Consider the following 18,391-nt stretch of genomic DNA (forward strand, 5'->3'; position numbering starts at 1 on the left):
CGACGCCGGGGCACGCGCCTCGCCGCGTTGTCGCCGGTCGCCGACACTCCGCAGTGGCCCCCTCCTCCGCCCTGCGACGCACGCACCCCGACGCCGCCCCGCCCGCCCTCCGGGCGGACGACGGGAGGCCGAGGACGGCCCCTAGACTGGCCCCCATGACCGAGACCCCGTGGCCCGCCCCCGTCGCCACCGCCCCCGTCGACGCCACCGTCACCATCCCCGGCTCCAAGTCGGTCACCAACCGGGCCCTGGTGCTGGCGGCACTCGCCGACGGGCCCGGCTGGGTACGCCGGCCGCTGCGCAGCCGGGACTCCCAGCTGATGGCCGACGGCCTGCGCGCCCTCGGGGTCACCATCGAGGAGAAGGTCAACAACGACTCCGGCGGCACCGGCGGCGGCGAGGCCTGGCGGGTCATCCCCGCCCCCGTGCTGCACGGCCCCGCCAACGTGGACGTCGGCAACGCCGGCACCGTGATGCGCTTCCTGCCCCCGCTCGCCGCCCTCGCCGACGGCCCGGTCCACTTCGACGGCGACCCGCGCAGCCACGAGCGCCCCCAGCACGGCGTGATCAACGCCCTGCGCGCGCTCGGCGCCCGGATCGACGACGGCGGCCGCGGCAGCTTCCCGCTCACCGTCCACGGCACCGGCGGCCTCGACGGCGGCCCGGTCGAGCTGGACGCCTCCTCCTCGTCCCAGTTCGTCTCCGCGCTGCTGCTCTCCGGCGCCCGCTACAACCACGGCGTCGAGGTCCGGCACGTCGGCGGCCCCGTCCCGTCGCTGCCGCACATCCGGATGACCGTCGAGATGCTGCGCCTGGCCGGCGCCCAGGTCGACGCCCCCGAGGACGGCGGCGAGAAGGACGTCTGGCGGGTCACCCCTGGCGCCCTGCTCGGCCGCGACCTGGTGGTCGAGCCCGACCTGTCCAACGCCGCCCCGTTCTTCGCCGCCGCCCTGGTCACCGGCGGCCGGGTGACCGTGCGCGACTGGCCCAAGCACACCACCCAGCCCGGCGACCAGCTGCGCGACCTCTACACCCGGATGGGCGGCGCCTGCGAGTTCACCGACGAGGGCCTGCAGTTCACCGGCACCGGCCGCATCCACGGCATCGAGGCCGACCTGCACGACGTCGGCGAGCTCACCCCGGTGATCGCCGCCGTCGCCGCCCTCGCCGACTCCGAGTCCCACCTGTACGGCATCGCCCACCTGCGCATGCACGAGACCGACCGGCTCGCCGCCCTCGCCAAGGAGATCAACGACCTCGGCGGCGACGTCAGCGAGACCGAGGACGGCCTGCGGATCCGCCCGCGCCCCCTGCGCGGCGGCGTCTTCCACACCTACGAGGACCACCGCCTGGCCACCGCCGGCGCGGTGCTCGGCCTCGCCGTGCCCGGCGTCGGGGTGGAGAACGTGGCCACCACCGCCAAGACCCTGCCCGACTTCCCGAAGATGTGGGCGGAACTGCTCGGCGAAGGTGAAGGCGACGGCGACGGCGGAGCGGCGAAGGACGCCTGAGCGGAGACTGGAGCCATGCGCCGCTACGGCAAGGACGCCGACGAGGACGACATCCGCAACCGCCCCGCCCGCCGGGGCTCCCGGCCGCGGACCCGGATCCGGCCCAAGCACGAGGACGCCGCCGGGGCGATGGTGCTGACCGTCGACCGCGGCAGGATCACCTGCCTGGTCGACCCGGGGACCAAGCAGGAGCGCCAGGTCGTCGCCATGAAGGCCCGCGAGCTGGGCCGCAAGGGCGTCGTCGTCGGCGACGTGGTCAACCTGGTCGGCGACCTCTCCGGGGACACCGACACCCTCGCCCGGATCGTCCGGGTCGAGGAGCGCAGCTCCGTGCTGCGCCGCACCGCGGACGACGACGACCCGTACGAGCGGATCGTCGTCGCCAACGCCGACCAGCTGGCCATCGTCACCGCGCTGGCCGACCCGGAGCCGCGCCCCCGGCTGATCGACCGCTGCCTGGTCGCCGCCTACGACGCGGGCATGGAACCGCTGCTGGTGCTCACCAAGTCCGACCTCGCCCCGGCCGAACCGCTGCTGGAGTCGTACGCCCCGCTCGGCATCAACTACGTCGTCACCCGCCGGGACGAACTGGAGACCGCCGGCGCCGAGGCCGTCCGCGAGCACCTGCGCGGACTGTCCACGGTGTTCATCGGCCACTCCGGCGTCGGCAAGACCACCCTGGTCAACGCCCTCGTCCCGGACCGCCGGCGGCAGACCGGCCACGTCAACGCCGTCACCGGCCGCGGCAGGCACACCACCGTCTCCGCCCTCGCCCTGCGGCTGCCCCCGCCGCCCGGCGCCAAGGCCGGCTCCCGCAAGGCGCTCGACACCGGCTGGGTGATCGACACGCCCGGCTTCCGCTCCTTCGGCCTCTCCCACATCGACCCGTCCCGGGTCATCCACGCCTTCCCCGACCTGGAGCCCGGCACCGTCGACTGCCCGCGCGCGTGCAGCCACGACGAGCCGGACTGCGCCCTGGACGCCTGGGTCGCCGACGGCCACGCCGAGGCCGCCCGGCTCTACTCGCTGCGCCGCCTGCTGTCCAGCAAGGAGGCCCGCGAGGGCGACTGACGGGCCCGCCGTCCCTCGCGGGTTCGTGGCCCGTTCGAGGTGTCGGAGCCGCCCTCCCTGGTGATCATAGGAAAGTCGGGCCGGGCACGGCCCGTCCGTCGATCGACTGGGAGGGCACGCGATGGCATGGGCCCTGGTGGTCCTGGCCGGCCTGCTGGAGACCGGCTTCGCGATCAACCTCAAGCTCAGCGAGGGTTTCACCAGGCTCTGGCCCACCATCAGCTTCTGCGTGTTCGCGCTCGGCAGCTTCGGGCTGCTCACCCTCTCACTGAAGAACCTGCCGGTCGGTCCCGCCTACGCGGTGTGGACCGGCATCGGCGCGGCCGGCACCGCGATCTACGGCATGGTCTTCCTGGACGAGACCACCTCGGTGCTCAAGCTGGTCTCCATCTCCCTGGTGATCGCCGGCGTGATCGGCCTCCAGCTCAGCGGCACGGCCCACTGACCCGCCGCGCGTTCCGGCACCGGCGCGCCCTTCTGCCCAGGGCGGCCCGGGTCACTGAGCTAGGGTTTCCGACATGGCCGACTACCACGACGATCTCCGACTCGCCCACGTCCTCGCCGACTCGGCCGACTCGGTCACCCTGGAGCGCTTCCGCGCCCTCGACCTCAAGATCGAGACCAAGCCGGACCTGACCCCGGTCAGCGACGCCGACAAGGCCGCCGAGGAACTGGTGCGCAGCGTGCTCCAGCGCGCCCGCCCGCGCGACGCCGTCCTCGGCGAGGAGTTCGGCCTCCAGGGCTCGGGCCCGCGCCGCTGGGTGATCGACCCGATCGACGGCACCAAGAACTACATCCGCGGCGTCCCGGTCTGGGCCACCCTGATCGCCCTGCTGGAGGACGGCCCGGACGGCGTCGAGCGCCCGGTGGTCGGCATCGTCTCCGCCCCTGCGCTGCAGCGCCGCTGGTGGGCGGCCAAGGGCCTGGGCGCGTACGCGGGCCGCAGCCTCGCCAAGGCCTCCCGGATCCACGTCTCCGGGGTCTCCCGGATCGAGGACGCCTCCTTCTCGTACTCCTCGCTCACCGGCTGGGAGGACCGCGGCCGCCTCGACCCGTTCCTGGACCTCACCCGCGCCTGCTGGCGCACCCGCGCCTACGGGGACTTCTGGTCCTACATGATGGTCGCCGAGGGCGCCGTGGACGTCGCCGCCGAGCCCGAGCTCTCGCTGTGGGACATGGCCGCGCCCTGCATCGTGGTCGAGGAGGCGGGCGGCCGCTTCACCGGCCTGGACGGCGTGCCCGGCCCGGGCGGCGCCGACGCGGTGGCCAGCAACGGCCTGCTGCACGGGGAGGCCCTGCGGCGCCTGTCCGTCTGAGCTTCGCCCCGACGCACATGGTTGCGGGCCCCTCGACCAGTGGGAGCTGGTCGAGGGGCCCGCCGCTTTCCCGGTCCGGCTACTGCTTGCGCAGTTCCCGGACCGCCGCCTCCAGCCGCTGCCCGTAGTCGGCGTCGGCCTTGCGGAAGTTGTCGATCGCCCGCTCCACGATGTCCTCGCGGTCGGCCGAGACCTTGGCGATGAAGCCCGCCAGGTTGGCGATCAGGCGCTGCTTCTCCTCCTCGGAGTACAGCCGGTAGAGGTTGCCCGCCTGCACGAAGTCGTCGTCCTCGGCGTGCGAGGGCGCCGCGTGGGTGCCGGTGTACCCGTCGAGCGCGGTCGCCGCCCACAGCGGACGGCCGGTCTGCACCGGGCCGCCGAAGCTGTTCGGCTCGTAGTTCTTCTGCCGCCCGTGCCGGCCGTCGTACAGGTGGCCGTCGCGGCTGTTGGTGCGGGCCTCGGTGGCGTGCGGGCGGTTGACCGGCAGGTGGTCGGCGTTGATGCCGACCCGGTAGCGGTGGGCGTCGGCGTAGGCGAACAGCCGGCCCTGGAGCATCTTGTCCGGGGACGGGCCGATGCCGGGCACGAAGTGCGCCGGGGAGAACACCGACTGCTCGACCTCGGCGAAGACGTTGTCGGGGTTGCGGTTGAGCTCCAGCCGGCCGATCTCGATCGGCGGGTAGTCGGCGTGCGGCCAGACCTTGGTCAGGTCGAAGGGGTTGAAGCGGTAGGTGGCCGCGTCGGCCGCCGGCATGATCTGGACCTGCACCGTCCAGCTGGGGAACTCGCCGCGCTCGATCGCCTGGCGCAGGTCGCGCTGGTGGCTGTCCGGGTCCTCGCCGGCGAGCTTGTTGGCCTCGGCCTGGGTGAGGTTGCGGATGCCCTGGTCGGTCTTGAAGTGGTACTTGATCCAGAAGTGCTCGCCGGCCTCGTTCTGCCACTGGAAGGTGTGCGAGCCGAAGCCGTCCATGTGCCGGTAGCTGGCCGGGATGCCGCGGTCGCCGAACAGCCAGGTCACCTGGTGGGTGGCCTCGGGCGACAGGCCCCAGAAGTCCCAGACGTTGTCGGCCTCCTGCGAGCCGGTGTACGGGTCCCGCTTCTGGGTGTGGATGAAGTCCGGGAACTTGATGGCGTCCTTGATGAAGAACACCGGGGTGTTGTTGCCGACGAGGTCGTAGTTGCCCTCCTCGGTGTAGAACTTCAGCGCGAAACCGCGCGGGTCGCGCACCGCGTCGGCCGCGCCGAGGTTGCCGGCCACGGTGGAGAAGCGCAGGAAGACCTCGGTCTGCTTGCCGACCTCGGACAGGAAGGCCGCGCGGGTCCAGGGGGTCACGTCGGCGGTCACCGTGAAGGTCCCGTACGCGCCCGCGCCGCGGGCGTGCACCACGCGCTCCGGGATCCGCTCGCGGTTGAAGTGCGCGAGCTTCTCGAACAGCAGCTGGTCCTGGATCAGGGCCGGGCCGCCGACCCCGGCGGTCTCGGTGTTCTGGTTGTCGGCGACGGGGGCGCCGGCCTCCGTGGTGAGGGTCGGGCGCAGCTCGTCCTGCGTGGTCATAGCGGGTCGCCTCCGAGGGATCCGGTCGTGATGACACGATCCTAACTTGGACTTTGTCTAAGTCAACACTGGCACCAATCTCAGAGCGTGACTTACTCTGATTCCATGAGTGACCTGCTGGAGAGACTGCGCGGACGCGGCTGGCGGCTGACCTCGCAGCGCCGGGTGGTGGCCGAGGTCCTCGACGGCGAGCACGTCCACCTCACCGCGGACGAGGTGCACGCCCGCGCGGCCGGCCGCCTGCCCGAGATCAGCCGCGCCACCGTCTACAACACGCTCGGCGAGCTCGTCGCCCTCGGCGAGGTCCTTGAGGTCGCCACCGACGGCCGCGCCAAGCGCTACGACCCCAACGCCCACCGCGCCCACCAGCACCTGGTCTGCTCGGGCTGCGGCACGATCCGCGACGTCCACCCCCACGGCGACCCGCTCGCGGCCCTGCCCGCCGCCGAGCGCTTCGGCTTCGCCGTCGCCACCGCCGAGGTCACCTACCGCGGCCTGTGCCCCGACTGCCGGCCCTGATCAGCCGCGCCCTGGCCCACCGATCCTGACCCGCCGGCGGCCGGACCGCCGCCCCTGAAGCCCCGGGAGCCCGGAAACCCCGCCCGGGGACCGGCTACGCGCTCAGCTCCGCGTGCAGCGCGCCCAGCAGCCGCCCGGCCCGCTCCGCGACCTCGGCCGGCCCGTAGTCGATCGCCCGCCGGCACCAGTTCTCCGCCTGCACCGGCTCGCCCCGGCGCAGCGCCAGCAGCGCCAGCCGCAGCGCCGCCCGGCCGTGCCCGGCGTCGGCGGCCCGGGTGTACCAGAGCATCGCCTCCGCCTCACTGTCCTGCCGGGCCAGCAACAGCCCCAGGTTGAACGCGGCGCTGCGGCTGCCCGCCTCGGCGGCCCGCCGGTACCAGCTCTCGGCGATCTCCAGCGCCCCGCGCTCGGCCGCCCGCACGCCCATCCGCACCTGCGCCCGCCGGTGCCCGGCGTCGGCCGCCAGCGCGTACCAGTGCTCGGCCTCCGCGTCCGCGTCCCCGCGCCGGTCCAGCACCGAGGCCAGCCGGAACGCGCCCTCCGCCGAACCCCCGGCCGCCGCCTGCCGGTAGCGCTCCAGGGCGCCCGGCAGGTTGCCGCGCTGCTCCTGCGCGACCGCCAGCTGCAGCGCCGCCTCGCCGTGGCCCTCGGCGGCCGCCCGCGCGTACCACTCCTGGGCCTGCCGTGCCTCGCCGCGCCCGGCGTGCAGGACGCCCAGGTTGAAGGCGCCGTCCACGCTGCCGGCCTCGGCGGCCTTGGAGAACCACGGTTCGGCGCCGGACTCGTCGCCGCGCTGCAGCAGCACCACGGCCAGCGCGTTGCAGGCCTCCCGGTGCCCGGCGTACGCGGCCCGGCGGTACCACTGCTCGGCCTGCTGGTCGCGGCCGGTCCCGGCGCAGAGCAGGCCGAGGTTGAAGGCGCCGTTCTGGTCGCCCGCGTCGAGGGCGGTGCGGTACCAGTGCTCGGCCTCCTTGGCCTCGCCGCGGCTCGCGTGCAGGGCGCCGAGCGCGTTGGCGGCGTTGCCGTCGCCGGCCTCGGCGGCCTGCCGCCACCACTCGGCGGCGGCGGCGACCTCCCCGGAGTCGCGCAGCAGGAAGCCGAGCGCGCAGGCCGCGCGCGGCTCGCCGTTCTGGGCGGACTGCCGGTACCACCGGGCCGCCTCCTCCAGCAGCGACCGGTCGGTGCGGGCGCGCTCCTCCAGCAGCACGCCCAGGCGCAGCGCGGCGCGGGCGTGGCTGCGGGCCGCCGCGGTGCGGTACCAGGCCTCGGCGGTCTCCTTGTCCCCGGCGGCCTCGCGCATCCGGGCCAGCCGGTAGGCGGCCTCCCGGTGCCCGGCGTCGGCGGACACCTTGAACCAGCGCTCGGCCCGCACGTCGCGCCGGTGCTCCATCAGGTCGCCGAGCGCGTAGGCGCCCAGCGGGTGCCCGTGGTCGGCGGCGAAGTGCAGCCAGTACTCGGCGGCCTCCTCCTCGCCCTGGTCGCGCAGCTGGAGCCCGAGCGCGTGCGCGGCGGGGGCGCTGCCCGCCACCGCCGCCTGGTGCCACCACTGGCCGGCCTCGGCGCGGTGCCCCTGCTGGTGCAGCAGGACGCCCAGGTTGTTGGCGGCGGCCCGCACCCCGGCGGCCGCGGCGGCGCGCAGGTAGGGCTCGGCGTCCTCCAGGTCGCCGCGGCGCAGCAGCAGGGTGCCGAGCCGGCCGGCGGCCTCCGCGTCCCCGCCGTCGGCGGCCTGCCGGTGCCGGGCCTCCAGGGCGGCGGACTCCCGGGCGGCCAGCGCGGTCTCGAAACTGGTCGGGTCCAGCCCGGCCGGGTCCAGCGCGGCGCCGGAGGGCGCTTCCTCGCCGCCCGCCCCGTACGCGCCGACGGCGGCGGAGAACTGACGGGTGGACACGTGGACGAGGCTGTCGGGGCCGAAACCGCCGGCCGCGGGGCGCTCGGACAGTCCACTGGTGCGCTGGGCGGGCAGGGCCCCGAGCCGCTCGTCGGGGCTCTCGGCGCTCTCCGCCCAGGCGTCGGTGTCCGCCTCGACGGCCGCACCGGACTTGGTGCCTGACTTGCCGATCAGCCTCATGCCGACTCCCGCTCCCCCAGAGTGTCGCGGCATCGTGCCCCGGCCGACGGCCGGGGGGACTTCTCCCAGGAGAGGCGCCGGACCCGACGGCCCATCAGCGGCCGTGCACCGTCCCCCGTGTGTCCCATCGTCGCATCACCCGCTACCCGCGTACACCAGCCCCGGCCGAATTCGAGCGGGGCAGCCTTGAAGCCGACGAAATTGCTTCGGCGCTTTGTCGATTTCCCGACACTTCAACCCCACAAACCCCGGTGCCGTCCCCGTTGGCGACGGTCGATAGTACCGGAGCGGTTCCCCCCGCTTCCGGACGGAAACCTGACCGGAAACACCAGAGGCCCGGAGGAATGATCCTCCAGGCCTCTGACACTGAGTAGCGGGGACAGGATTTGAACCTGCGACCTCTGGGTTATGAGCCCAGCGAGCTACCGAGCTGCTCCACCCCGCGTCGGTGATCAAACAATAGCACGAAACACCAGGGGCCCGGAGGAGTGATCCTCCGGGCCCCTGGCACTGAGTAGCGGGGACAGGATTTGAACCTGCGACCTCTGGGTTATGAGCCCAGCGAGCTACCGAGCTGCTCCACCCCGCGTCGGTGAGTGAACCGTAGCACGGACACGGGGTGGAACCAAAAACGGTTACCGCAGCTCAGCGGGGACTACGGGCGCGGACTGGGCGCCCCCGACCCGGTCGGCGCCGCCGTCGGCACCGGCGCCGGGCTGCCGCCGCGGGCCGCGTCGGCCGCCTTCAGGGCGTCCCCCAGCGCCTTCTGGGCGTTGCCGTAGGCCACCCAGTCGCCGTTCTTGAACGCGGTCTGGCTGTCGTTGTACGCCTTCTCCGCGTCCGACAGCGCCTTCTGCAGCTCCGGCGAGATCGTCCCGCCCGGCGCCGGGGTGCCCGGCCCGGTCGGCGCGGACGTGGGCGACGGCGCCCCCGGCGCCGGCGTCGCCCCGCCGCCCGGCGTCGCGCCGCTCCCCGGGGACGTCCCGTTGCCGGGGGCCGTCCCGCCGCCCGGGCTGGACGGCGCCACCGGCGTGGCCGGCGGGGCCTGCCCGGCGAACAGCTTCTTCAGCGCGTCCTCCAGGGTGTTCTCGAACGCCACGTTGTCGTCCCCGTACACCGCCAGGACCTTCTGCAGCGTCGGGTACTTGGCGCCGCGCCCGCGCACGTACACCGGCTCGACGTTCAGCAGCCCGCCGCCGACCGGCAGGGTCAGCAGGTTCCCGTACTCCAGCTCGGTGTCACCGCCGGTCTTCAGCGCGTAGATCTGCGAGGCCACCTCCTGGCGGGAGTTGAACTTCGACTGCACCAGGCCGGGGCCGGGCGCCCCGCTCTCGCCCGTCATCTTCAGGATGCGGATCTTCCCGTAGTCGTCGCCCGGGTCCGCGTTGACGGACATGAAGGCCGCCAGGTTGGGCCGCTGGTTGGGCACGAAGGTGCTGGTCAGCGAGAAGCTCGCGGCGGCCGCGTCCGGCGTGCGCACCGTCACGTAGTACGGCGGCTGGACCTGCCTGGTGTCACTGGTCGGGTCCACCGGGACCTGCCAGATGTCACTGCCGTTGAAGAAGGAGTTGGCGTCGGTCACGTGGTACTGGCCGAGCAGGTCGCGCTGCACCTTGAACATGTCCTGCGGGTAGCGCAGGTGCGGCAGCAGCGACGCCGGGATGTCCGCCTTCGGCTCGACCGTCCCCGGGAAGGCCTTCATCCAGGTCTTCAGCACCGGGTCCTTCTCGTCCCACTGGTAGAGCTTCACCTCGCCGGTGTAGGCGTCCACCGTGGCCTTGACCGAGTTGCGGATGTAGTTGACCTGGTTGGCGACGGTCAGCAGCTCACCGCGCTGGTTGGTCAGCGAGTCCTTGGTCGCGGTGCCCAGCGTCGTCTTCGACGAGAACGGGAAGCCGTCCGAGGTGGTGTAGCCGTCCACCACCCAGACCACGCGGCCGTCCTGCACCACCGGGTACGGGTCGGCGTCGATCGACAGCCACGGCGCGACCTTCTCCACCCGCTCCTTCGGCGTCCGGTTGTAGATCACCTTGGCGCCGTCGGTGATCGCCCCCGCGTACAGGATCTGCGGCTCGGCGAAGCGCACCGCGTACGCGGCACGGGTGATCGGGTTGTCCAGCGAGACTCCGCTGTCACCGGTGTACGTGTACTCCACGTTCTGACCGGTCTTGACGTCGGTGTAGTCGATCTCCTTGTTCGAGCCGCCGACGATCGAGTACGTCGACGTCTTCTCGCCGTAGTAGATCCGCTGCTCGTAGTCGCCCAGCGCACCGGTCGTCGGCAGGCCGGACTCGGTGAACACCGGGCCGCCCTTGTCGTCGACCTGGTTGCCCTTGGCGACCGCCGCGCCGTAGCCGTGGGTGTACTTGAAGTGGTCGTTGATCCAGTTGCGCTGCACCCCGTTGAGGTCCAGCTCGCGCAGACCGATCACGGTGTCCTGCTTGTCCGCGCCGGTGCCGTACCGGTCCACCGACAGCGTGCTCGGGAACGCGTAGTAGTTGCGCTGCTGCTCCAGCGACTGGAACGTCTGCGAGACGATGTTCGGGTCCAGCAGCCGCACGTCCGCGATGGTCCGCGCGTCCGGCTTCAGCGCGTCACCCGTGGTCGAGCCCTGCGGGCTGTACGGGGTGGTCTTCGCGTCCGCGATCCCGTACGCCTGCCGCGTCGCGTCGATGTTCTTCTGGATGTACGGCGTCTCCTTGGCCTGCTCGTTCGGCTTGACCTGGAACTGCTGCACGATCGCCGGGTACAGGCCGCCGATCAGCACCGCCGACAGCACCATCAGCCCCAGCCCGATCAGGGCCGGCGCCCAGGTGCGGCGGATCGGCGTCAGGAAGAACAGCACCGCGCAGATGATCGCGACGAAGAACAGGATCGTCTTGGCCGGCAGGAACGCGTTGGCGTCCACGTAGCGCAGGCCCGTCCAGCCCGACACCCCCTTGTAGGAACCGGTCTTCACCGCCAGCGCGTACCGGTCCAGCCAGTACGCCACCGCCTTCAGCAGCACGAACACGCCCAGCAGCACCGCCAGATGACCCTGCGCGCCCGCACTCGCCCGACGGCCCGGACCCTGCAGCCGCAGCCCCCCGTACAGGTAGTGCACCAGCGCCGAGGTCAGCAGCGAGACGATCACCGCACTGAACGCGAAGCCCAGCACGAACTCGTAGAACGGCAGGTCGAAGGCGTAGAACGAGACGTCCATGCCGAACTGGGCGTCCTTCTCGCCGAAGGACGTCGCGTTCGTCCACATCAGCCACGTCCGCCACTGGCCCGACGCCGCCGCGCCCGCCACCAGGCCGATCACCAGCGAGACCCCGATCAGCGCCCAGCGCTTGAACGGCGCCAGCCCCGCCCGGTAGCGGTCCAGGCTCTGCTGCTCCACCGACATCGCCGACAGCGGCGGCCGCAGCCGGTGCGCCAGCCAGACGTTGAAGCCGACGATCACCGCCATCAGCAGGCCGAACACCCCGAACAGCCCGATCTTCGTCCACAGCTGGGTGGTGAAGACCGAGGAGTAGTGGACCGACCTGAACCACAGCCAGTCCGTCCAGAACCCGGCGAACATGACGAACAGCAGGAACAGCACCGCGAGTACGCCCAGGGTCAGCAGGGCCACCCGCGCCCGCCGGGAGGGCGGGCCAACCCTCCGCCGGAAACCCGGCCCTGAGCGTTCCGGCATCTGGAATACCACGGTGGCACCTCAGCTGTGTCGTCTGGATTCGGTCGGTCGTCAGAGAAACTTAACCAGGCTTTGGTCGAGTTCCCACCGTTAGCAGACGGTTACTCCGCCGCCCCCACCGCCCCCACCCGCGCCTTCCCCCCGGCCGCTCCGGCGAGCGCCCGCCGCCCGGCGTGTGAGGATTGAGTCATGTCCGACGCGTCTGATCTGAACAACTCCCCCGACGACGTATCCAAGCTCCCGGCCGCCACCCCGCTCACCCGGGCCGCGCTGGAGATCGACGAGTACGCCGCCACCCTCGGCTGGGACCTCCCGGCCCGACTGTTCGCCCTGGTGGACAGCGCCGCCCTGCTCAAGGCCGACCCCCGGGTCGCCAAGCAGCTCGGCCTCTCCGAGGGCGACGAGCCCGGCCTCACCCCGGTCGAGCAGGACGAGATCCCGGCCGGCACGGAGCTCGACAAGTTCCTCGGCACCATCGCCTGGCCCGACTCGGTGGCCGGCTGCGCCCTGGTCGTCGAGCGGCTGATGCTGCCGCCGGGCGCCGAGCAGTCCCGCCCCCGCGGCGCCTCCGACGCCCAGCTCGCCGAGTGGGTCGCCAACCACCCCAAGCGCGAGGAGGTGCGGATCACCGCCGCGGTGCTGCGCGACGGCCGGAAGGAGATCGCCCTGCGGCTGCGCTCCAAGGACGTCGCCCGCGAGGTACTGACCGGCCCCGACCTGGTGCCCGGCCTGACCGACGCGCTGCTGGCGACCTTCTCCTGACGCCCTCCCGCTGACGCCTTTCGCTGGCGCCCTTCCCTGGCGCCCTTCCCCCTGATGCCCTTACTTCGGGCAGGACGGCAGCGCGGAGGTCTGCCCGGAGCGGATCTGCTCCAGCGACTTCAGCGCGCCGTCCAGGGTGTCCGTCTTGATCAGGGTCAGCCCGGACGGCACGTTCTTGGTGGCCTCGGCGCAGTTCGAGGACGGGGTGAAGAAGTACTCGGCCCCGGCGTCCCGGGCGGCGATCAGCTTCATCGATATCCCGCCGATCGGGCCGACCTTGCCGTCGTCGTCGATGGTGCCGGTGCCGGCCACGAACTTGCCGCCGGTGAGGTCGCCGCCGGGGGTCAGCTTGTCGACGATGCCGAGCGAGAACATCAGCCCGGCGCTGGGGCCGCCGACGTCCTGCAGGCCGATGTCGATCTGGAACGGGTAGGTGTGCCGGATCCCGGTGCCGATGCCGACCACCGCGAGCTCGGCCCGCTCGGCCGGGGCCTTCGGGTCGAGGTCCTTGGCCCGCACGGTCGGGACGGTGACGTCCGTCTTCGTGCCCGGGGCGGCCGAGCCGTTGCCGGAGGTGTCCTTGACCCGGGGCACCACGGTGAAGACCACCGACTCGCCGGGCTTGTGCTTGGTGACGGCGGCGACCACCTGGTCGACCGAGTCGACGGCGGTGCCGTCCACCGCGGCGATCTGGTCCCCCGCGTGCAGCCGGCCCTCGGCCGGGGCCCCCGCGGTGACCGACTTGACGATCAGTTCGTTGCCGACCGGGACGCCCAGCTGCTTGAGCGCGGCGGTGCGGGCGCTGTCCTCGGAGGAGGCGAACTCCTCGGCGTTCTGCTTCTTGGCGTCCGCGTCCGACTGGCCCTTGGGGTAGACGTTGTCGTGCGGCACCACCAGCACGTCGTCGCGCATCCAGCCGATCACCGCGTTGACCAGGCTGGGCTCGTACTTCGCCCCGGTCACCTGCACGGTGGTCATGTTGAGGTGCCCGGAGGTCCGGTACGAGTCGTGGCCGGTGACGGTGATCACCGGCTTGCCCCCCTGGTCGCCGAGCGTGTTGTACGTCGGGCCCGGGCTCATCTCCGTGTACGGCACCTTCATCAGCACCGAGACGCAGAGCAGCGCTATGAGCAGCAGGGTGGCAGCGAGCATCGTCGCGGAGCGGCGTGGCATGCCTCGACAGTACGGGACGCGGATGAAGCGGCGCCCGCCGGGCTACCGCCCGCCGGGCTACCGGCCGGAGCGCTCCCCCGGGGCGGCGGTGCCGGCGGTGGTGCGTTCCATCGCGGCCATGAAGCGACGGTGCTCGGCGAGGGAGGCCGGGTCCCCCGTCGCCTTCGGAGCCCGCTGGGCCCAACCCGCCCAGGCGGCGGCGACCAGGACGGCGACAACCGGAATGATCAACCAGGCGAGCGCACCCATATCAGTACTCCCAGCTCGTCGTGTCTATGAGCAGATTAACCACTCCGGCGGACAACGCGATCGGCGCCGTCCGGGTTACGGGACGGCCGATCGGCTCACTTCCAGGGAGTATTCGGCCCACCGCGCCGGACCCTTTCGGGTGAGGCCGCGGCGCGCCTGACCCGAGGGACGCGCTCCGTGTGCGGCCGGTTCCGCCGCACCCGGCCGGGGTCGGCGGGCCGTGGCGGTGACGGGCGCGATCGCGGTCGCGGTGACGGGGTGCGGGGATGCCGGGCGCCGGAATGCCGGGTGCGGGGATGCCGGGCGCCGGATTGCCGGGTGCGGGGATGCCGGGCGCGGGGCGGGGGTCAGCAGCCGCCGGCGCCGACCCACTCCTCGTCGCCGTCGGCGAAGACCTGGTGCTTCCAGATGGGCACCTCGTGCTTGAGGTCGTCGATCAGCCGTCGGGCGGCCGCGAAGGCCTCCCCGCGGTGGGCGCAGGAGACGGCGACGATCACGGCCTTGTCGGTGATCTCCAGCCGTCCCACCCGGTGCACCGCGGCGAGCGCCTTGACCGGGAAGTCGGCGACGACCTTCTCCGCGATCCGGCGCATCTCCTCCTCGGCGGTGGGGTGGCAGCTGTACTCCAGTGCGGAGACCGACTTGCCGCCGTCGTGGTCCCGGACCGTCCCGACGAAGACGGTGGTGCCGCCGGCCGCGTCGTCGCCGACCGCCTCGTACACCTCGTCCAGGGAGAGCGGGGTGTCGCGGATGGCGAGCAGGCGGATGGGGTCGTGGTTCTCGGACATGACCCCATGATTGCCCATCCGGGGCCGACCACGACAAGAGCCTTCCACATCACGATTGCGAAATTTCGCATCGTGAGAATCGCACCGGCCGGTCCCCTGCTCGCCCGTCCTGCGGACCCCTCGGACCGGAGGCGCCGAACCCCGGATCAGAAGCGGCGCCGCTTGCGGGCCCGGCGCACCAGCGCCGCCGTACCGACCAGCGCCACCGTCGCCCCGGCCGCCCCCAGACTGGTCGCCGCCTCCTTGCCGCCCAGCCGCCGCCCCGCCACCGCGTGCTTGCCGGACACCTGTGCCAGCAGCTCCGCCAGCACCTGCTCATTGGTGAACTCCGGCCGCCAGCCCGCCTCGTGCAGCCGGCTGCCGGACACCACCCACGGGTACATCGTGTACGCCAGGTCCCCCGCCGGAGCCGGGGTCAGGCCCAGCCGGTGCAGCCGGGCCGCCGTCCCCAGCGCCAGCGCGGCCGGCAGCTCCATCCGCCGGATCCCCGACAGCCGCTCCACGTCCTCCTGCTCCAGCCAGCCGTCGCAGCCGACCGTCACCTCGCCCTCGACCAGGCCCAGCGCCGCGTACTCCAGCGCCGTCGCCAGGTCCTCCACGTGGCAGAACTGCCAGCACGGGCGGGAACCGGCCACCACCAGCAGCCGGGGCGCCTCGAAGTGCCGGGTCAACACGGTGTCCACCCCCGGGCCCACCACCACCGCCGGGCGCAGCACCGTCACCTGCAGCCCCGGGTGGGCCCGCGGCGCCCGCCGGGCCAGCCGCTCGATCTCCAACAGGTCCCCGACCAGCGAGGCCTCCTCCGTCGCCCGCAGCTCGGAGTCCTCGGCCAGCGGCACCTCGTTGTCGGCCAGCGCGCCGTAGACCATCGCCGAGGTGCACAGCACCACCCGGTGCACCCCGGCCGCCGCGGCCGCGGTCAGCACCGTCTGGGCGCCGCGAACGTTGTAGGCGCTGCGAGCCCGCGGATCGGACTCCATGCCGAAGTCCATCGCCAGGTGCACCACCACGTCGACCCCGGCCAGCCGCTCGGCCACCGCCGGATCCCGCACGTCCAGCACCCGCCACTGCACGCCCGCGACCTCACCGCGCCGGTCGTCCACCGCCAGCACCCTGCGCACGTGCGGCGAGGCCACCAGCCGGGCCGCGACCCGCTCGCCCAGCACCCCCGCGGCGCCGGTGACGGCCACGGTCAGCGGCCGCCCGCCGTAGGCTGGAGGCGGCGACACCGTGGTGTCCGGGTCGTCCTCTCCTGCGGTCAGCCCAGAGCGAACGTCCGAGGGCGGGGAACTCACCGGCCATCCTCCACGGTTAGCTTATGTGCGTACGGACGTGTGTCACGTACGTCCATCCTGCCCGAGGCGAAGGCCCGGCGGTGCACCCGGCGCGGGCCTTGCGCGCGGGAGCCGCCCACGAGTCCCCCGCTCCACCGGACCCCCGGGCGGCAGCACTTCCCGCCACACCCGTATGACGGCCGACCGGATCGAGGACCCCGTGAGCGACCTTCCCTTCGGATTCGGCGTTCCGCCCGAGGAGCCCGAGGACGGCAAGGCCAAGCCCGACGACGCGCAGAAGAAGAAGGAGCCGGGCCAGGAAGGCACCGGCCCCCAGCCGTTCGGCTTCGGAACCGGCAACCCCTTCGGCGCGATGTTCGGCATGCCCGGCGCCCCGGGCGGCCCCGGCGGCGCCGGAGCCGACAACCCCTTCGCCGCGATGTTCGGCGGCCTGAACCCCGGCGACCTCGGCGCCGCCTTCCAGCAGCTCGGGCAGATGCTCTCCTTCGAGGGCGGCCCGGTGAACTGGGAGCTCGCCCAGAACATCGCCCGGCAGACCGTCGTCGCCGAACCCGCCGAGGGCAAGAGCAAGGACCGCTCCGTCGGCGCCGCCGAGCGCGCCGCCGTCGAGGAGGCCGTGCGCCTGGCCGACCTGTGGCTCGACGGCGTCACCGAGTTCCCCTCCGGCGCCGGCACCGCCGTCGCCTGGAGCCGCGCCGAGTGGATCGAGGCCACCCTCCCGGTCTGGAAGGACCTCGTCGACCCGGTCGCCGAGCGCGTCGGCACCGCCATGGGCGGCGTCCTGCCCGAGGAGATGCAGGCCATGGCCGGCCCGCTGATGGGCATGATGCGCTCCATGGGCGGCGCCATGTTCGGCACCCAGATCGGCCAGGCCCTCGGCGCCCTGGCCGGCGAGGTCGTCGGCTCCACCGACGTCGGCCTGCCGCTCGCACCCGCCGGCAAGGCCGCCCTGCTGCCGCAGAACGTCGCCGAGTTCGGCGAGGGCCTCAACGTGCCCGCCGAGGAGGTCCGGCTCTACCTCGCCCTGCGCGAGGCCGCCCACCAGCGTCTCTTCGCCCACGTACCGTGGCTGCGGGCCCACCTGCTCGGCGCCGTCGAGGCCTACGCCCGCGGCATCAAGGTCGACACCTCCCGCATGGAGGAACTCGTCGGCCAGCTCGACCCGAGCAACCCGGAGGCCCTCCAGGAGGCGCTCGCCGGAGGCCTGCTCCAGCCCGAGGACACCCCCGAGCAGAAGGCCGCGCTCGCCCGCCTGGAGACCGCGCTCGCCCTGGTCGAGGGCTGGGTCGACGCCGTCGTCCACGCCGCCGCCGCACCCCACCTGCCGCAGGCCGGCGCGCTGCGCGAGACCGTCCGCCGCCGCCGCGCCGCCGGCGGGCCCGCCGAGCAGACCTTCGCCACCCTGGTCGGCCTGGAGCTGCGCCCGCGCCGGCTGCGCGACGCCGCCCGGCTGTGGGCGCTGCTCGCCGACGCCCGCGGCGTCGAGGGCCGCGACGCCCTCTGGGGGCACCCCGACATGCTGCCCACCGCCGCCGACCTGGACGACCCGGACGCCTTCGTGCACCGCGGCAGCGGCGACCTGGAGGGCGGCTTCGACTTCGACGCCCTCGACAAGCTGCTCGGCGAGGCCGCGGCCGGCAAGCCCGACCTCACCAAGGACGACCACCCGAAGGGCGACCCGTCGGGGAGCGACCAGGACGGCACCGACGGGAAGGGCGAGCCCACCGCATGACGGCCACCGGGACGGGCACGTCCACCCTGCACGCGGACGCCGTCCGCACCCTGACCGACTGGCGGCCCGCCGACCAGGACCAGGAACAGCTGCGGCTCGACTACCTCGCACACCTCGCCGAACAGCCCGAGGGCGTGTACCGGTCCTGCCTGCCCGCCCACCTCACGGCGAGCGCGGCCGTCATCGACCCGGCCGCGGGGCGGGTGCTGCTCACCCTGCACCCCAAGGTCGGCAGGTGGCTGCAGATGGGCGGGCACTGCGAGCCCGGCGACGCCGACCTCGCCTCCGCAGCGCTGCGCGAGGCCGTCGAGGAATCCGGCATCCCCGACCTCACCCTGCTGCGGGAGAACGGCGCCCCCGTGCCCGCCAAGCTGGACCGCCACCAGGTCCGCTGCACCGGCAAGGACCGGCCGGAGAACACCCACCTGGACGTCCAGTACATCGCGCTGGCCCCGGCCGGGGCCCGGGCGCTGATCAGCGAGGAGTCACTCGACCTGCGCTGGTTCGACTTCGACCGGCTGCCGGAGCTCACCGACCACTCGGTGCGCGACCTGGTCGCCCGGGCACGGCGGTTGACCGCCTGACCGGTTGAGGTGAGACACGCCGAGGGGGCGCGGGCCGATACGGCCCGCGCCCCCTTTTCGGTCGCTCTTCCGCGCTCCTCGCGCTCTTC

At 73.2% G+C, this 18,391-nt stretch carries 15 protein-coding genes and 2 tRNA genes; 8 read left to right on the forward strand and 9 right to left on the reverse strand.

Going from position 1 to position 18,391, the window contains the following annotated elements; translation table 11 throughout:
• The first annotated feature begins 155 nt into the window (after positions 1-155).
• The 4 genes from aroA (at position 156) to hisN (ending at position 3,898) form a co-directional block, all read left to right on the forward strand.
• A complete protein-coding gene (aroA, locus tag ACZ6Z8_RS09045) occupies positions 156-1,511 on the forward strand; it encodes a 3-phosphoshikimate 1-carboxyvinyltransferase (RefSeq protein ID WP_465607720.1) in 1,356 nt (451 codons plus the stop codon).
• A gap of 15 nt (positions 1,512-1,526) precedes the next feature.
• Entirely contained in the window at positions 1,527-2,582 is a 1,056-nt protein-coding gene (gene rsgA, locus ACZ6Z8_RS09050; protein ID WP_465607722.1) for a ribosome small subunit-dependent GTPase A, read from the forward strand.
• 121 nt (positions 2,583-2,703) lie between these two features.
• Positions 2,704-3,027, forward strand: coding sequence for a DMT family transporter (locus tag ACZ6Z8_RS09055; protein ID WP_402818571.1), 324 nt, complete (start codon positions 2,704-2,706; stop codon positions 3,025-3,027).
• Positions 3,028-3,100: 73 nt separating this feature from the next.
• The gene (gene hisN, locus ACZ6Z8_RS09060; protein ID WP_465607724.1) at positions 3,101-3,898 is read left to right on the forward strand and encodes a histidinol-phosphatase; all 798 of its coding nucleotides are present in this window, start codon (positions 3,101-3,103) and stop codon (positions 3,896-3,898) included.
• Positions 3,899-3,977: 79 nt separating this feature from the next.
• Here hisN and ACZ6Z8_RS09065 read toward each other — a convergent pair whose 3' ends face one another.
• The gene (locus tag ACZ6Z8_RS09065; protein ID WP_465607726.1) at positions 3,978-5,453 is read right to left on the reverse strand and encodes a catalase; all 1,476 of its coding nucleotides are present in this window, start codon (positions 5,451-5,453) and stop codon (positions 3,978-3,980) included.
• A gap of 105 nt (positions 5,454-5,558) precedes the next feature.
• Here ACZ6Z8_RS09065 and ACZ6Z8_RS09070 point away from each other — a divergent pair, with 105 nt between their 5' ends.
• Entirely contained in the window at positions 5,559-5,972 is a 414-nt protein-coding gene (locus ACZ6Z8_RS09070; RefSeq protein WP_465607728.1) for a Fur family transcriptional regulator, read from the forward strand.
• 94 nt (positions 5,973-6,066) lie between these two features.
• On the opposite strand, the gene ACZ6Z8_RS09075 is transcribed toward ACZ6Z8_RS09070, so the two are convergent.
• From ACZ6Z8_RS09075 to ACZ6Z8_RS09090, 4 genes are all read right to left on the reverse strand, one after another.
• Positions 6,067-8,040, reverse strand: coding sequence for a tetratricopeptide repeat protein (locus ACZ6Z8_RS09075; protein ID WP_465607730.1), 1,974 nt, complete (start codon positions 8,038-8,040; stop codon positions 6,067-6,069).
• Positions 8,041-8,411: 371 nt separating this feature from the next.
• Positions 8,412-8,485, reverse strand: a tRNA-Met gene (locus ACZ6Z8_RS09080).
• Positions 8,486-8,555: 70 nt separating this feature from the next.
• Positions 8,556-8,629, reverse strand: a tRNA-Met gene (locus ACZ6Z8_RS09085).
• Positions 8,630-8,695: 66 nt separating this feature from the next.
• Positions 8,696-11,719, reverse strand: a complete 3,024-nt coding sequence (locus tag ACZ6Z8_RS09090; RefSeq protein WP_465607732.1) for a UPF0182 family membrane protein — start codon at positions 11,717-11,719, stop codon at positions 8,696-8,698.
• A gap of 189 nt (positions 11,720-11,908) precedes the next feature.
• Between ACZ6Z8_RS09090 and ACZ6Z8_RS09095 the strand changes: the two genes are divergently transcribed.
• Positions 11,909-12,481, forward strand: a complete 573-nt coding sequence (locus ACZ6Z8_RS09095; protein WP_465607734.1) for a PPA1309 family protein — start codon at positions 11,909-11,911, stop codon at positions 12,479-12,481.
• A gap of 60 nt (positions 12,482-12,541) precedes the next feature.
• Here the strand turns inward: ACZ6Z8_RS09095 and ACZ6Z8_RS09100 are convergent, their stop codons facing one another.
• The 4 genes from ACZ6Z8_RS09100 to ACZ6Z8_RS09115 all read right to left on the reverse strand — a co-directional run bounded on the left by ACZ6Z8_RS09100 (position 12,542) and on the right by ACZ6Z8_RS09115 (position 15,986).
• Positions 12,542-13,654: a YlbL family protein gene (locus tag ACZ6Z8_RS09100; protein ID WP_465607736.1), complete on the reverse strand. Its 1,113-nt coding sequence runs from the start codon at positions 13,652-13,654 to the stop codon at positions 12,542-12,544.
• 57 nt (positions 13,655-13,711) lie between these two features.
• Positions 13,712-13,885: a hypothetical protein gene (locus ACZ6Z8_RS09105; protein WP_465607738.1), complete on the reverse strand. Its 174-nt coding sequence runs from the start codon at positions 13,883-13,885 to the stop codon at positions 13,712-13,714.
• A 365-nt stretch (positions 13,886-14,250) separates the two neighbouring features.
• Positions 14,251-14,691, reverse strand: a complete 441-nt coding sequence (locus ACZ6Z8_RS09110; RefSeq protein WP_465607739.1) for a molybdenum cofactor biosynthesis protein MoaE — start codon at positions 14,689-14,691, stop codon at positions 14,251-14,253.
• A gap of 146 nt (positions 14,692-14,837) precedes the next feature.
• Complete coding sequence (locus ACZ6Z8_RS09115) at positions 14,838-15,986, reverse strand: NAD-dependent epimerase/dehydratase family protein (RefSeq protein ID WP_465391899.1); 1,149 nt, start codon at positions 15,984-15,986, stop codon at positions 14,838-14,840.
• A 199-nt stretch (positions 15,987-16,185) separates the two neighbouring features.
• Here ACZ6Z8_RS09115 and ACZ6Z8_RS09120 point away from each other — a divergent pair, with 199 nt between their 5' ends.
• Entirely contained in the window at positions 16,186-17,718 is a 1,533-nt protein-coding gene (locus tag ACZ6Z8_RS09120) for a zinc-dependent metalloprotease (protein WP_465607741.1), read from the forward strand.
• Entirely contained in the window at positions 17,715-18,302 is a 588-nt protein-coding gene (locus tag ACZ6Z8_RS09125) for an NUDIX hydrolase (protein WP_465607743.1), read from the forward strand. Before ACZ6Z8_RS09120 ends, ACZ6Z8_RS09125 begins: the two co-directional genes overlap by 4 nt.
• Positions 18,303-18,391: the final 89 nt, after the last annotated feature.

The sequence above is a fragment of the Kitasatospora sp. NPDC101108 genome (assembly GCF_055584725.1).

Excerpts from the sequence above, each read along its gene's own strand:
- ACZ6Z8_RS09100 (WP_465607736.1), bottom strand. The coding sequence starts at position 13,654 with ATGCCACGCCGCTCCGCGACGATGCTCGCTGCCACCCTGCTGCTCATA.
- ACZ6Z8_RS09095 (WP_465607734.1), top strand. The coding sequence starts at position 11,909 with ATGTCCGACGCGTCTGATCTGAACAACTCCCCCGACGACGTATCCAAG.
- ACZ6Z8_RS09070 (WP_465607728.1), top strand. The coding sequence starts at position 5,559 with ATGAGTGACCTGCTGGAGAGACTGCGCGGACGCGGCTGGCGGCTGACC.
- ACZ6Z8_RS09055 (WP_402818571.1), top strand. The coding sequence starts at position 2,704 with ATGGCATGGGCCCTGGTGGTCCTGGCCGGCCTGCTGGAGACCGGCTTC.
- hisN (WP_465607724.1), top strand. The coding sequence starts at position 3,101 with ATGGCCGACTACCACGACGATCTCCGACTCGCCCACGTCCTCGCCGAC.
- ACZ6Z8_RS09110 (WP_465607739.1), bottom strand. The coding sequence starts at position 14,691 with ATGTCCGAGAACCACGACCCCATCCGCCTGCTCGCCATCCGCGACACC.
- ACZ6Z8_RS09090 (WP_465607732.1), bottom strand. The coding sequence starts at position 11,719 with ATGCCGGAACGCTCAGGGCCGGGTTTCCGGCGGAGGGTTGGCCCGCCC.
- rsgA (WP_465607722.1), top strand. The coding sequence starts at position 1,527 with ATGCGCCGCTACGGCAAGGACGCCGACGAGGACGACATCCGCAACCGC.
- ACZ6Z8_RS09125 (WP_465607743.1), top strand. The coding sequence starts at position 17,715 with ATGACGGCCACCGGGACGGGCACGTCCACCCTGCACGCGGACGCCGTC.
- ACZ6Z8_RS09065 (WP_465607726.1), bottom strand. The coding sequence starts at position 5,453 with ATGACCACGCAGGACGAGCTGCGCCCGACCCTCACCACGGAGGCCGGC.
- aroA (WP_465607720.1), top strand. The coding sequence starts at position 156 with ATGACCGAGACCCCGTGGCCCGCCCCCGTCGCCACCGCCCCCGTCGAC.
- ACZ6Z8_RS09075 (WP_465607730.1), bottom strand. The coding sequence starts at position 8,040 with ATGAGGCTGATCGGCAAGTCAGGCACCAAGTCCGGTGCGGCCGTCGAG.